Source organism: Psychroserpens sp. NJDZ02 (genome assembly GCF_004843725.1).
Classification (GTDB): Bacteria; Bacteroidota; Bacteroidia; order Flavobacteriales; family Flavobacteriaceae; genus Olleya.
This window is the reverse complement of the sequence record NZ_CP039451.1, coordinates 2900065-2913443: the sequence shown is the minus strand read 5'-3', so window position 1 is coordinate 2913443 and position 13379 is coordinate 2900065. Positions and strand designations below refer to the sequence as shown.

Genomic DNA, 13379 nt, shown 5'->3' with positions numbered 1-13379 from the left:
TATGGAGAATATCGTTAATTTATCCAACGCTATTTCTAATTCAACAAGAAATTTATCAAATGAAAAAACTAGCTTATTTAATTTTGTTTTCATTATTAATTACGAGTTGTAATTCTAAAATCAAAGAGTCGGAGAAAACGATAAATATTGAAGAAGGAACCGAGGTTGCTAGCCAAATAACACCTTCTAAAAGACAAAACAAGACTTCGGTTAAAACAGAAAATAAGCTTTTAGGCTTTTGGGTCGGTTATTTTAAAGAAGATGATTCCGAAAATAACGAAGGACAACCCATGTATGTCGATGAAGGTTTTAATTGGAATCGAGAAAACAAAATAAACATCTCTATTGATCATATTTCAGATAGTATTGTTATTGGTCATAGTGTTGTAGCAGGAAACAACAGACCTTTTAAAGGTTATGTGCACCACGGTCAATTTGAGGTCAAAGAACCAGGTGATGATAAATATGATGGTACTTTTAAATTTGGACAAATAGGTGAGAAATTAGTGGGAACATGGTCAGCCTATAAAAACATCAATATTAAATACCGAAAATATGAGCTTGAAAAAATGGAGTTCACTTATAATCCAAATATCATGTTGGAACAGGTTAGAGCATATATCGATTGGAATAAATTTATAGAACAAAAAACAATGGAAGAATATGAGGAAGGTGAATTTGATGAGTGGGTCACACAAGAATTTGCCTCAGCAACACCATTAATCTATTCTATTAACGCTTCTAACACTCTACTTAAAAAAGGAACTATAGAAAATTTAAAAAAAGGAGATCTTACCATTATTAGAAACACCATTTACGCTAGACATGGCTACTCTTTTAAAAATAGACCTTTACGAATCTTTTTTGATGCACAACCTTGGTATATTCCAGTACATACTGATATCAAATCTGATTTTACAGCTATTGAAAAGCAAAACATAAAACTATTGCTTATCTACGAAAAAAATGCGTTAGAGTATTATGACTATTTTGGAAGAGGCTAATGAAGATTGACTTCAATCGTTTTCTAGTGTTAAAAGTGATGCTTTATGGTATTTTGATGTATTTCATTTATCTATTAGCGTTAATTACTATGCAATACATTCCTGTAAATTATAACGTTGCCTTCCTAAATTTAAAACAAGAAGAAATTCAACTTTCCTATTACAAAATAGCTTTTTTTAGTCATGTGTATTCTAGTATCCTAATTATTATATTAGGATTGACGCAGTTTTCCAAAACCATAAGACAACAGTTTAAAAGTGTCCATAAATTAAGCGGAAAACTATATGTCCTTCTAATACTAGTAATAGCAAGTCCTTCAGGATTAATTATGGCTTACCACGCTAATGGAGGTTTTATCGGACAAGTTTCTTTTATAGTACTTTCAATGCTTTGGTTTGTATTTACATTACAAGGCTTTCGATATATAAAAAAAGGAAATTATCAAAAGCATAAAAATTTTATGATTAGGAGTTATGCTTTAACGTTGTCTGCCATAAGTCTTAGATTATTTAAATTTGGCATTGTCACTGTTTTAGAATTACCTCCAATGGACACTTACAAAATCGTCTCTGTATTAGGATGGGGTATTAACTTAATCATTGCAGAGCTAATTATAAGAAAATCGTATATAAAAAAACAACGTTTATTAAAGACTGACTTAAACTAAAAATGAGCTCAAAAACACCAACTGTAAGACAAACCAATTGGATTTCCATAATCCCACATTTAATAATCATGGGCATTATTATCCTTATTTGGCATCAAATAAATCCCGAACAAGCATTTTTATATGGTCCGTTAACGTATCTACTGCTTTCGATGATATTAAGATACTTAATTCCTAAAGACCACAGAAATGGAATAAAGAAAAACCATGCAGGAAAATTTGAAGAAGCCATTCTTGATTTCCAAAAAAGCTACACCTATTTTAAAAAGCATGAATGGCTTGACAAATATCGTTTTGTAACTTTATTAAGTGCTTCAAAAATGTCATACCAAGAAATGGCATTAATCAATATTGGATTTTGCTATGCACAAATTGGAAATGGAGAAAAATCTAAAGCTTATTATGAAAAAACACTACAAGATTTTCCTAATAATGGAATGGCCAAGGCTGCTTTAAGGATGCTACATGCAATGGATAATAAAGAAGCGCAACAACTATAAAACCATCAGTTTTATAGGCCATAGATCCAAATTATGCATTTATAACATAGCTTAACTATTTCTTTTTTTTGATGAATTTTATAAAATAGTTTTGAATATCAAACTATTAATCGTAATATCGCAATGAATAAATACATCAAAATAATGGGATTAGTTAAAACCGAAATGTTTACCGATCAACAAAATAAAATTGCCCTTTTTGCTAAAGTCTTTGGACATCCAGCAAGAGTAGCCATTTTACAACACTTATTCAAGATAAACTCGTGTATCTGTGGTGATTTAGTGAATGAGATTGGACTCGCGCAACCAACAATTTCTCAACATTTGAAAGAATTAAAACACCTGGGGTTAATCAAAGGTAATGTGGAAGGTACAAGTGTTTGTTACTGTATCGATAATGACAATTGGACCGCAATGAAAACTGTGATGTCCGATTTTCTTAATCAAGATCTTACGCAAAATCAAGATTGCTGTTAAAAACAATACTATTAAAATAACAAAAATGACCACAAAATCTTCCGCTCTATTTCCTGAAATAGCAACCATAATTAAGGGATTAACTCCTGACAATATCACAGCAGAACGTAAAACAGTTTTACAACCACTAGCTGATTTTATACAGTCCAAATATTCAAAAAATCAAGAAATAAGACTTAATTTTATCTGTACTCACAATTCTAGAAGAAGCCATTTATCACAAGTTTGGGCACAAACCCTAGCTAATTATTTTGATGTAAAAAATGTCTTTTGCTATTCTGGAGGTACAGAAGCTACTGCCCTGTTTCCTATGGTTGTGCAAACGTTACAACACTCTGGTTTTGATGTCAAAGCTATTTCAAAAAACGAGAATCCAATTTATAGTATTAAATATTCGGATAACGAACACCCAATAATAGGCTTTTCAAAAAAGCTAGACGATGATTTTAATCCAAAATCAAAATTTGCAGCTATCATGACGTGTTCTCAAGCAGATGGCGGCTGTCCTTTTATTGCTGGCGCAGAACAGCGTATTCCGATAACCTATGACGATCCAAAAGCTTTTGACCACACGCCCCAACAGGCCGAAAAATACAACGAAAGAAGCTTGCAAATTGCAACCGAACTATTTTATGTTTTCTCACAAATAAATTCTTAAAAATGGCTAATAAAAAATTAAGTTTCCTTGACCGAAATCTAACCTTATGGATCTTTGTAGCCATGGCTATTGGTGTTGGATTAGGTTATTTTATACCAACATTTCCCAACATTATAAACGCGTTTAGCAGCGGAACAACAAACATACCTATTGCTATTGGTTTGATATTAATGATGTATCCACCGTTAGCAAAAGTAAACTATGCCTTATTACCAAAAGTATTTAGAAACACCAAAATCCTGTCTATTTCTCTTATCTTAAACTGGATTATTGGCCCCGTTTTAATGTTTGTTTTAGCCATTACATTTTTACGTGATTACCCAGAGTATATGGTTGGATTAATCTTAATTGGATTAGCACGTTGTATCGCTATGGTTTTAGTTTGGAATGATCTAGCAGAAGGCAGTAGCGAATATGGTGCTGGTTTAGTCGCTTTAAACAGTATTTTCCAAGTCTTTGCTTATAGTTTTTACGCGTGGTTGTTTATAACCGTACTTCCACCCTATTTTGGCTTTGAAGGCGCTATTATTGATATTTCAATTGCCACAATTGCAGAGAGTGTTGCTATATACTTAGGTATTCCATTTGTAATGGGTATACTAAGCCGATTGATATTAGTCAAACTAAAAGGAGACGATTGGTATACGACTAAATTTATCCCCACCATTTCACCAATAACATTAATTGCTCTTCTATTTACTATTGTCGTTATGTTTTCTTTAAAAGGAGAATTGATTGTAGAAATTCCAATGGATGTATTAATTATTGCTGTACCGTTACTTATCTATTTTACACTAATGTTTATTATTGGATTTTTTGTAACCAAAGCGACTGGAGCAACATACGATAAAACAGCAGCTGTTGCCTTTACCGCAGCAGGTAATAATTTTGAATTAGCCATTGCAGTTGCTATTGCGGTTTTTGGTTTAAATTCAGGGCAAGCCTTTACGGGAGTTATTGGTCCTTTGGTTGAAGTACCAGCCTTAATTTTATTGGTACGCGTGTCCTTTTGGTTGCGTAAAAAATATTATGGTCCAACTACAGCTTAAAAAAGTAATTTTGTTACCATGACGTTTGGACAATAAATATAGTTTACCCTATCATTACGAAACAGCAGATAAGCGCTAATTACCATATTTACAAGTGAATAGAAGTTAAAATGACTATTAGACTATTTTAAAACCATTGATTTAATTTTTAATTCAATTGCTGACTCTGTCTCAAAAAAAGATGCACTTTTGAGAATCTATATAGGGAAATACGCCGACAAATTTCCGCCAGTTCTCATTTCGGAAATAGAAACTAATGCTTTTGGAGAAATAAAAAATGGTGTTATTTGAAATAAACGGTATACAAAAAAAACTTATTCTCCGAATAATCAATAAAGCGTTGTAGACGTCTTACATCTCAACTATATTCAGAATTATTTGTTTATAAAACCTAATGGGTCTAAAAGCCAACTATAGCTACACTTGATATGAAATATATTCTAAACATAATAATACTTTTTATTTTAATGTCTTGTAGAGATCCGAATAAAAAAATTACATTAAAACCTATTATAATTAATGATTCAATTGAAAAACCTATTAAAACTAAACCTATTGCCGACTTACGACAGTGGGATATTCCGAATGAAAAGACTACAACTGAAATTTTAAAATCTAATAAATCAATCAATGATACTGGGTTAATATCCATACTACAACCTTATTTGGACAAACAAAAATTTAAAATTGAAGACATAAAATTACTCAAAAGTAAATCTTATAAAAATTGTAAAGACAACATCATAATAACGATTGCAGGCAACGGAATAAAACAGTATTATGTAAAAAGAACAGAAACTAAACCTGAAAATTATTATCCTGACTTTACAATGCGGGTTTATCAATTTGAAAATAATACCACCGCCACTAATGCCAAAAACAAACTACTAAAAGCTTTTGAATCCGCAAATGGTTATTGTAATGGGAAAGAACCTAATTATATCATAATACACAAAAATAAAATGATACACTTAACAACCCGTGCAGAAATGTTTAGAGGGTATTTAATTGATATTAAGGAAAACATAAAAAAGGACAACTAACACCTTCTCAAATTAAGTATTACTTCTGACCTCTTTTCAAATTTATTCATACTTTATTATTGTCTGATTTAAATATATTACTTTAGTTCCTGATTTAAGTAAATAACCAATTAAACCCTTGTAAAATTACAGATAAATGAAAACTATTAAAACGATCCTATTTACCCTATCACTATTTATGCTAACAAGCTGTGAAATTGTACAAGAAACAAGATTTGAAGCTAACGGAAGTGGAAAATACAGCCTAGGATTTGATCTATCTGAAATGATGAAAATGGGAGAAAGCACGGAACAAGGAGAAAATAATCAACAGTTAGATACTTTAATTGTCTTCTCTGATTTTTTAGAAACTAAAAAAGATAGCATCTCAAAATTAAGTAAAGAAAAACAAGAAAAAATAAAACAATTAGAAAATTTTAGCGTGTATATAAAAGTAGATTCTATAGCTAAAAAATTTGAAATGAAAATTAATTATGATTTTGCAAACGTCTCAGAATTAAAATTGTTTGCAGAAAAATTAAAAGGTCAAAACATTAAAGAATTAGAGCTATTATCTAGTAAAACTGGTGATCTAAAAAAAGGAGAAGGGAATGAAATACCCGACTTTAATAAATCTTACAATACCATCTTTAATAGAAAACTATTTTCTCTAAAAATAAGCCCTGAAGGACTGATTGAAGCAGAAAAAAATAAAGACACGACTATGACTAAAGAAAATCCTATGGCGGATATGATTAGATTTAAATCAAGATATCACTTCCCATATAAGATTAAAAAAGTGACTAACGAAAATGTTAGAATTTTACCAGACTTTAAAGGTGTTGAAATTTCTGGAAATCTATTTGAAATAAACAACAACCCAAACTATTTTGATGTCGATATAGAATTTGAACAAGACTAATATAAAACTCTAATACTTCATTAAAAAAAAATCCAATCCGACAATTAGTCATTAAATTATAGCCTTCTAAAAAAACGAACACTCGGTTTTTAAATGCTATTACATTTAGGCAATGACTGTTTAAATTATCTCAAATAATCTAATCTAGTGTTAGTTATAAATAAAAAATCAAAATAAAGTGAAGTTTTTCACAACTTTCTAACAGTCAATTCAAAACAAAAGAGTACTTTCGCGCCTTATTAAAAAAAGCACCTGTTATGAAGCGTATTAATGAGTACAAAAAACTATTTGACGTAGATCAAGATTTATCTTTAAAAACTTTAAAAAAATCTTACCGTAATTTAGTTAAAGAATGGCATCCTGATAAATTTCAATCGGGTGACGAAAAAGCTCAAGAAGCTGAATTAATGAGTAGAAAAGTTATTGATGGTTACCACTTTTTAGTAAGTATCTCTCCTGAAACGATTGAGGCTAACAAAGAAGAGTATGCTGTCACTGTAACTAGTCCAATTATGGATTGGAAACATAAAGGGTTATTATTAGAGATTACTTTTTTAAATGGTGATACTTACGAGTATTTTGGTGTAAATAAAGGTTTATACATCAAATTTTCTCAAAGTGATAAGCAAACGCGTTTTGCTAAGCGTAGTATTTTCAACTCTTTCCCTTTTAGAAAAATTAAAAAAAGTGAAGTTACGGCTTAGTAGTAAACAAATACCCTGTATTAATTACAACTAGTAAAAACATAAAAAAAGAGCTAAGGTTTTAAATCTTAGCTCTTTTTTATATTATAAAATCTAGATAACGTATGACATTATCTTATTTGTATTATACTTTTTCTGTATTTTTCTCTTCTATCCACTTACTCATATACTTAGTACTCTGCATCATATGGTGCATTAATATTTGCCCTAAAAAGTGCTGTTGTCTATGCGTTTGTAAATCTGACAGCAGAGCATCTATTTTATGTAATACATCTTTAGTGTAGATAGCTTTATCATACAATGTATTTACAATCATAAATCCATTTTTCTGTTTACCGTTCCAATATATTTTGTTGGAATACAACTCGGCTGCTTGTATAGCAAATGCTTTTGCGTCATCTTCAATAAACGCATTAGTATCTTTTAATGTGCCATACATCCCTTCTGCTCCAATAGTCGTTGTCACGCATGGTGTCCCATTTATCATGGCATCTATTAACTTCCCTTTTAACCCAGCTCCAAAACGCAAAGGTGCTAAACAGACTTTGGCATCCTGCATAACCTGATTAACGTCTTCCGTAAAGCCTTTTATTAAAAAACCGTCCTTGTCGTTATGTAGTTGTTTTGCTTTTTCAGAAACATAAGACCCATAGATATGCATTTCTGCTTTAGGCAATTTGGCTCTTATAAGTGGCCAGATATCTGTTTTCAAAAACAATACAGCATCAAAATTAGGAGGATGCATAAAATTACCGATGGTCACAAAATGATTTCTATCCTTAAAACTAGAACATTTTTTTTGTGTGTCCGAAGAAATCGGATCTAACAAAAATGGTAGATAGTATAATAAACGTTCGTCAATATTAAATTGATTAACTAATATTTCAATTTCTACTTGAGAAATAATAAATGATAGATCACAACGCAAAATACTTGCAATTTCTCGTTTTGCAGTATCATTTTGCAAATAGCTTTTATTAAAAGATTTATTATCTTTTAAAGCCTGCTGGCGTCCTTTACGTAAACTATGTAAATCTTCGGTATCAAGTAATCTTAATGCATCTGGACAGTGTTCTGCCACACGCCAACCAAATTGTTCTTCCACCATAAAACGGTCAAATAACACAATAGTTGGGTTTAAATTTTTCACAAAAGCATCAAAACTACTATCATTAAGTATAATGTTTTCTGTTTTTACACCAATACTTAATAAGTCAAAGGCATGGTCTGTTTTACTACAAGCAGACGCAAAAGTAATATCATAATTAGCCGATTGAAAAACTTCAATAAGCTGCATCATTCTGCTACCTGCTGCAGAACTTTTTGGTTCAGGCCAAACAAAGCCCACTATTAATAATGTTGGATTCAATTAAAGGGAGATTTATAAATTAATTAATTCTTGAAGAAAATATTACTGAGGTTGTGGTGCTAAAGCATAACCTAGTCTTACTTCCTTTACCCAATCCACAACTGCTTTAATTTGTGCATCTGTTAGATTAGCGTCACCGTGTGTATACGTGTAACTTGGTAAAGGCATTTTCTTTTCTTCAACTTCTTCTGCTAATTCGTCAAATTTATGATCTTTCTTTTTAATAGAATAATCTGACCATTTAGAAAAATCTAAGTGTTTACGTCCATCCTCAATATGCTCTGCTAACCAAAAATTAACTGGTGTTATTGCGTTATACCAAGGATAGTTTGTATTGCTAGTGTGACAATCAAAACACGTGTTTTCTAAAATAGTTTTAACCTCAGCAGATGGCTTTGTCTCTGCTAAAAAAGCAGTTAAGTCTTCTGTATTCCCTTCATTTTTTTCTGGTGAAAAAAATTGAGCAATGACAAAAGCTAGTAATAAAACTAGACCTATCTTTTTAAGTATTTTCATTTTCCTTATTTTTAAGCTCTAAAAATAAGAAATCTTTGACTACCGACGCTTTATATCAAGAATTAAATTACGTGGATCATTCACGCGAAAAGCGTTTACATTATGCGCAGCTACTGCTTTCAGACACGACTTTGATCTCTAAAACACTAGATATCTTGTTTATGGTAGACAACAAAATATCGCCTCGTGCGGGATGGATATTAGAGTTTATGTGTGCCAAAAATCTAGAAGCCCTAATCCCCTACTTAGATCGGTTTACCCAAAACATGGGTAAAGTCCATTTAGATTCGGCAGAACGACCTGTCGCTAAAATATGTCAATACCTTGCCATAGCCTACTATGGAAAAACGCCTTCTAAAATAAAAGCGGCCTTACTTCCGACACATCGGGAAAAAATTATTGAAGTCTGTTTTGACTATTTAATTAATGATATTAAAGTCGCTACAAAAGCTTACAGTATGACCACCTTATTTTTATTTGGTAAAGACTATGATTGGGTGTATCCTGAATTAACAACCATTTTAGAACGCGATTTTGCCAACCAAAGTGCGGCTTTTAAAGCTAGAGCTAGGCTTATTTTAAAAAAAATAAAACAGTAAATCTATAATATTTATTAAATTCTTAAAGCGTAATCCTTTAGTCTTCCCATTAAAAAAACTATATTTATAGCTTGTTAAAAAACAACTATTTATATGTCTTTAAATCAACTAAATGCGATCTCTCCAATTGATGGTCGTTACCGAAATAAAATTGAAAAACTACAAGATTTTTTCTCTGAAGAAGCTTTAATAAAATATCGTGTTTTAGTCGAAATCGAATATTTTATTGCATTATGCGAAATCCCATTACCTCAGCTACAAGGCGTAGATAGCAGTAAATTTGAAGCACTGCGTGACATCTACAAGTCTTTTACAACTGAGAATGCTCAAGCTATTAAAGACATTGAAAAAGTAACCAACCACGATGTTAAAGCGGTTGAGTATTTTATTAAAGATAAATTTGATGCTTTAGGTTTAAGTGAATTTAAAGAGTTTATCCATTTTGGATTAACGTCTCAAGATATTAACAACACTGCTATCCCGCTAAGTATTAAGGATGCAATGAATGAGGCTTACGTCCCAGAATATTTTAATGTTTTAAACGAATTAAAGCGTCTTGCAGAAGAGTGGAAAGACATCCCTATGTTGGCTAGAACGCATGGTCAACCGGCGTCTCCAACACGTTTAGGAAAAGAAATAGAAGTTTTTGCTGTCCGTATGGAAGAGCAATTTAACTTATTAAATGACATCCCAAGTGCTGCTAAGTTTGGTGGTGCAACAGGAAACTTTAACGCACACAAAGTGGCTTACCCAGCGATAGATTGGAAAGCTTTTGGAGGAACGTTTGTACAAGAAAAACTAGGCTTACACCACTCCTTCCCTACCACCCAAATCGAGCATTACGACCATATGGCCGCCTTGTTTGATTGTTTAAAACGTATCAATACTATTGTTATAGATCTAGATAGAGACATTTGGACTTATGTATCTATGGAGTACTTTAAGCAAAAAATTAAAGCGGGAGAAGTTGGGAGTAGCGCCATGCCACATAAAGTAAATCCTATTGATTTTGAAAACAGTGAAGGTAACTTAGGTATGGCTAATGCCATTTTTGAGCATTTATCGGCTAAATTACCGATTTCAAGATTACAACGTGATTTAACAGATAGTACTGTATTACGTAATGTTGGAGTTCCTTTTGGACATACTTTAATTGGTTTTGGATCAACTTTAAAAGGATTAAGTAAATTATTACTTAATGCGCCTAAATTTGCACAAGACCTTGAAAACAATTGGGCAGTTGTAGCAGAAGCTATTCAGACCATTTTAAGACGTGAAGGTTACCCTAATCCTTACGAGGCTTTAAAAGGATTAACTAGAACTAACGACGCTATTAATAAAGCCTCTATTTCTAATTTTATAGATACATTAGACGTTAGTGATGCTATCAAAACAGAATTAAAAGCAATATCACCAAGTAACTATACCGGAATATAATACGTATGCTAAATGATAATGCTTCTATGGTACTTTGTACTATAACTTTACTACTCTTTTTTATAGGAGGAATCACGGGTGTTCTAAATCATCCGGTTTACATAGCTATTGTTATTATTGCATATTTAGTAGTGATTATTAATTTGGTCGTGGTAAAAAAGCCAGAAACTGATGATGCTTTTTTTGAACCGAAAAAGAAAAAATAATCCTAATATCACTTAATTTAAAAAGGCTTATCCATTGGATAAGCCTTTTTACTTGTAGTCTAACCTAAAAGGTGCTTTGTTTATTTAAAAAAGGACATCAGACCTTCAATTTCACCTTTATCAATATCCGCGTTTTGTAGTTTAGAGCTTAACTTAATTAATTGTTCCGGTTTCATATCGTCTCCAATTATTCTTAAAATAGTAAACCCCATCTCTTTAGAACTTGCTAACACTAAAAACTCATCTATAGCCGCTCCGTTTTGAATAACATTAATATTAACATTAACGCCATTATCTTTAAACTCCATCAACTCTTCATATTTTTTGTTTCCAAAAACAACTTTAGCTTTCGCTAATTCTTCTGTATAAGCCGCTACGTTTCCTGAAGTTGACTTATAAGCTAATATGTCTAATTTACTTACCGATTGATACGTCTCTTGTTCTTCTTCTGTTAAATTAGCCTTCGTAAAATCAATGATATCTGTAGAGACGTCAAGAGACATAAAGCCTGGTAATTCTTGATGATCTACAAAGTAGGTTTGTATAGAGTTTTCGTCTTTACAACTGACCAATACTACTGTTAAAATAAAAAGAGTTACAATTGATTTGATTGCTTTTTTCATAGTGTTATTTTTTACTTTTCTTTTCTAACTCCTCACCTCCTGGAAGGTTCATTTTTTGAGTTAATTTAGAAATTTGATTTAAATCAATATTCCCTGTCAATGAGATTACAACAGTTTCGAGTGTACGCTTTTCGCCGTTAATTTCGATATCAGATCCTTTAGTTACGGCATCTAATCCATTAATAAACATCAGTAATTCGCTAACGTGATCTTCATCTTTACCTTGCTTCACGTAAAACTTCATAACAACACCATTATCCTTAACTTCCATTAACTCTTCTAAAGTTGTACTTCTTGTTGTGACCCATTTAGTGATACTTTTAGCAATAGTCAAATCTCCTGTAGCCATCGTTTTAAAACTGGTAATACTGTTTACCATCTCCATATAAGCTTTAGCTTCTGCATCGTCTGTATCAATATCTATTTTAGCTAGCATTTGAAACATCTTAGGTTTTATAGACACGTAACTTACTTTATCGCTATCGCTATATTTCTCAAAGACATCTTGAGCCATTCCTGTTAATGGCATCATTACTATTGCCATTAGTGTTATTGTTATATATTTTTTCATCGTATTTGTATTTTTAGTTATTAAGTTTATTTTTCATTAATTTTAAGGATTCTTCCAATTGGGTTCTCCATCTCTTTTAAATAGTCAACTTGTGTGCCAGCTTTATTAATAACACCTAAGTAATTAACTTGCGAGGTCCCTTTATTAAAAGTTTTAGACACTAACTCTAGATATGATTTTACTTGACTATAAGCCAACCTATCAGCAGCTGTGATAACATCCTCTTTGGGTCTATTAAAATAAATACCAACCATTAATACTGCTACTGCTGCAACGCTTAACCACTTAATATTATATTTATTTTTAGGGTTTAGTGGCACGTTTTTAGTAAAAGTCTCTTGTTGGTTTACCGTATAGTATCCAAAAATGGCTTTATAATGCTCTAAATGTGGAGCGACAGTTTCTTGCTTAAAATAGTTTTTTAACTGTGCTTCTTCTTTTAGAGTGGTTTCACCATTCTCGTACTTTTCTAGTAAGTCGTCTATATTATTTAACACCATAATTATGTGTACTAGTTAATTTTTCTCTTATTATTTTTCTTGCTCTTGATAAGGCTACACGTACTGCTGTAGGATTCATATCTAGCATTTTTGCAATTTCGTCAAAATCGTATTGCTCTATATCTCTTAACTGCACGACCATTTTTTGTTGTTCTGGCAATTCTTCAATAATCTTAGCAACCCATTGTAAGCTATCATTTACTTCTATCTGCTTTTGTAATGCAACACTATGATCTTGATAGTTACTATGTACTATTTTTAAATTTTGCGCTTGTTTAGATTTTAATTTATCTAAACAAAAGTTTTTAGTCATCGTCATGGAAAATGCTTCCACATTTTTATAATTTTCTATTTTACTTTTATTCTTCCATAGTTTTAATATCACTTCCTGCGTGGCATCTTCAGCTTCCTCCCGAGACACTAGTAATCGTTTTGCTAAACGAAAAACCTTATCCTTAAAAGGCATTACTATTTTTAAAAACTCTAACTGTGTCATTCTGGTTGGTTGGTTTCTATTACGACGACCGATAATTAAATTTGTTACAATTTATTTC

The 13379-nt window shown here is 31.6% G+C and carries 17 protein-coding genes; 11 read left to right on the top strand and 6 right to left on the bottom strand.

The window, feature by feature from the left end; translation table 11 throughout:
* The first annotated feature begins 59 nt into the window (after nt 1-59).
* The 9 genes from E9099_RS12845 to E9099_RS12805 all read left to right on the top strand — a co-directional run bounded on the left by E9099_RS12845 (nt 60) and on the right by E9099_RS12805 (nt 7004).
* A complete protein-coding gene (locus E9099_RS12845; RefSeq protein ID WP_136583959.1) occupies nt 60-1004 on the top strand; it encodes a YARHG domain-containing protein in 945 nt (314 codons plus the stop codon).
* The gene (locus E9099_RS12840; RefSeq protein ID WP_136583958.1) at nt 1004-1672 is read left to right on the top strand and encodes a DUF2306 domain-containing protein; all 669 of its coding nucleotides are present in this window, start codon (nt 1004-1006) and stop codon (nt 1670-1672) included. Before E9099_RS12845 ends, E9099_RS12840 begins: the two co-directional genes overlap by 1 nt.
* A 2-nt stretch (nt 1673-1674) precedes the next feature.
* On the top strand, nt 1675-2172 hold the full coding sequence (locus tag E9099_RS12835; RefSeq protein WP_136583957.1) for a tetratricopeptide repeat protein: 498 nt from the start codon (nt 1675-1677) through the stop codon (nt 2170-2172).
* Between the two features lie 144 nt (nt 2173-2316).
* Complete coding sequence (locus E9099_RS12830; RefSeq protein WP_136585187.1) at nt 2317-2649, top strand: ArsR/SmtB family transcription factor; 333 nt, start codon at nt 2317-2319, stop codon at nt 2647-2649.
* A gap of 25 nt (nt 2650-2674) precedes the next feature.
* Nucleotides 2675-3307: a protein-tyrosine-phosphatase gene (locus tag E9099_RS12825; RefSeq protein ID WP_136583956.1), complete on the top strand. Its 633-nt coding sequence runs from the start codon at nt 2675-2677 to the stop codon at nt 3305-3307.
* A gap of 2 nt (nt 3308-3309) precedes the next feature.
* Entirely contained in the window at nt 3310-4356 is a 1047-nt protein-coding gene (arsB, locus tag E9099_RS12820; RefSeq protein WP_136583955.1) for an ACR3 family arsenite efflux transporter, read from the top strand.
* Nucleotides 4357-4784: 428 nt separating this feature from the next.
* On the top strand, nt 4785-5399 hold the full coding sequence (locus E9099_RS12815; RefSeq protein ID WP_136583954.1) for a hypothetical protein: 615 nt from the start codon (nt 4785-4787) through the stop codon (nt 5397-5399).
* A gap of 136 nt (nt 5400-5535) precedes the next feature.
* A complete protein-coding gene (locus tag E9099_RS12810; protein WP_136583953.1) occupies nt 5536-6300 on the top strand; it encodes a hypothetical protein in 765 nt (254 codons plus the stop codon).
* Nucleotides 6301-6557: 257 nt separating this feature from the next.
* Nucleotides 6558-7004 (top strand): KTSC domain-containing protein, encoded by a 447-nt coding sequence (locus tag E9099_RS12805; protein WP_136583952.1) that lies wholly within the window; start codon nt 6558-6560, stop codon nt 7002-7004.
* 124 nt (nt 7005-7128) lie between these two features.
* Here E9099_RS12805 and E9099_RS12800 read toward each other — a convergent pair whose 3' ends face one another.
* Together E9099_RS12800 and E9099_RS12795 are read right to left on the bottom strand one after the other, a co-directional pair.
* Entirely contained in the window at nt 7129-8373 is a 1245-nt protein-coding gene (locus tag E9099_RS12800) for a glycosyltransferase (protein WP_136583951.1), read from the bottom strand.
* 42 nt (nt 8374-8415) lie between these two features.
* Nucleotides 8416-8889 carry a heme-binding domain-containing protein gene (locus E9099_RS12795; protein WP_136583950.1) on the bottom strand — a complete coding sequence of 158 codons (474 nt, stop codon included), beginning with the start codon at nt 8887-8889 and terminating at the stop codon, nt 8416-8418.
* A 35-nt stretch (nt 8890-8924) separates the two neighbouring features.
* On the opposite strand from E9099_RS12795, the gene E9099_RS12790 reads away from it, so the two are divergent.
* Nucleotides 8925-9488 carry an adenylosuccinate lyase gene (locus E9099_RS12790; protein WP_136583949.1) on the top strand — a complete coding sequence of 188 codons (564 nt, stop codon included), beginning with the start codon at nt 8925-8927 and terminating at the stop codon, nt 9486-9488.
* A 93-nt stretch (nt 9489-9581) separates the two neighbouring features.
* Nucleotides 9582-10925 carry an adenylosuccinate lyase gene (gene purB, locus E9099_RS12785; RefSeq protein ID WP_101019512.1) on the top strand — a complete coding sequence of 448 codons (1344 nt, stop codon included), beginning with the start codon at nt 9582-9584 and terminating at the stop codon, nt 10923-10925.
* Between the two features lie 286 nt (nt 10926-11211).
* Here purB and E9099_RS12780 read toward each other — a convergent pair whose 3' ends face one another.
* From E9099_RS12780 to E9099_RS12765, 4 genes are read right to left on the bottom strand one after another with little or no spacing between them, the layout of a single operon-like run.
* Nucleotides 11212-11754 (bottom strand): DUF4252 domain-containing protein, encoded by a 543-nt coding sequence (locus tag E9099_RS12780; RefSeq protein ID WP_136583948.1) that lies wholly within the window; start codon nt 11752-11754, stop codon nt 11212-11214.
* 4 nt (nt 11755-11758) lie between these two features.
* Nucleotides 11759-12325 carry a DUF4252 domain-containing protein gene (locus E9099_RS12775; protein WP_136583947.1) on the bottom strand — a complete coding sequence of 189 codons (567 nt, stop codon included), beginning with the start codon at nt 12323-12325 and terminating at the stop codon, nt 11759-11761.
* Nucleotides 12326-12351: 26 nt separating this feature from the next.
* A complete protein-coding gene (locus E9099_RS12770) occupies nt 12352-12825 on the bottom strand; it encodes a hypothetical protein (RefSeq protein WP_136583946.1) in 474 nt (157 codons plus the stop codon).
* Entirely contained in the window at nt 12812-13321 is a 510-nt protein-coding gene (locus tag E9099_RS12765; protein ID WP_136583945.1) for an RNA polymerase sigma factor, read from the bottom strand. The genes E9099_RS12770 and E9099_RS12765 overlap by 14 nt, the downstream gene beginning before the upstream one ends.
* Nucleotides 13322-13379: the final 58 nt, after the last annotated feature.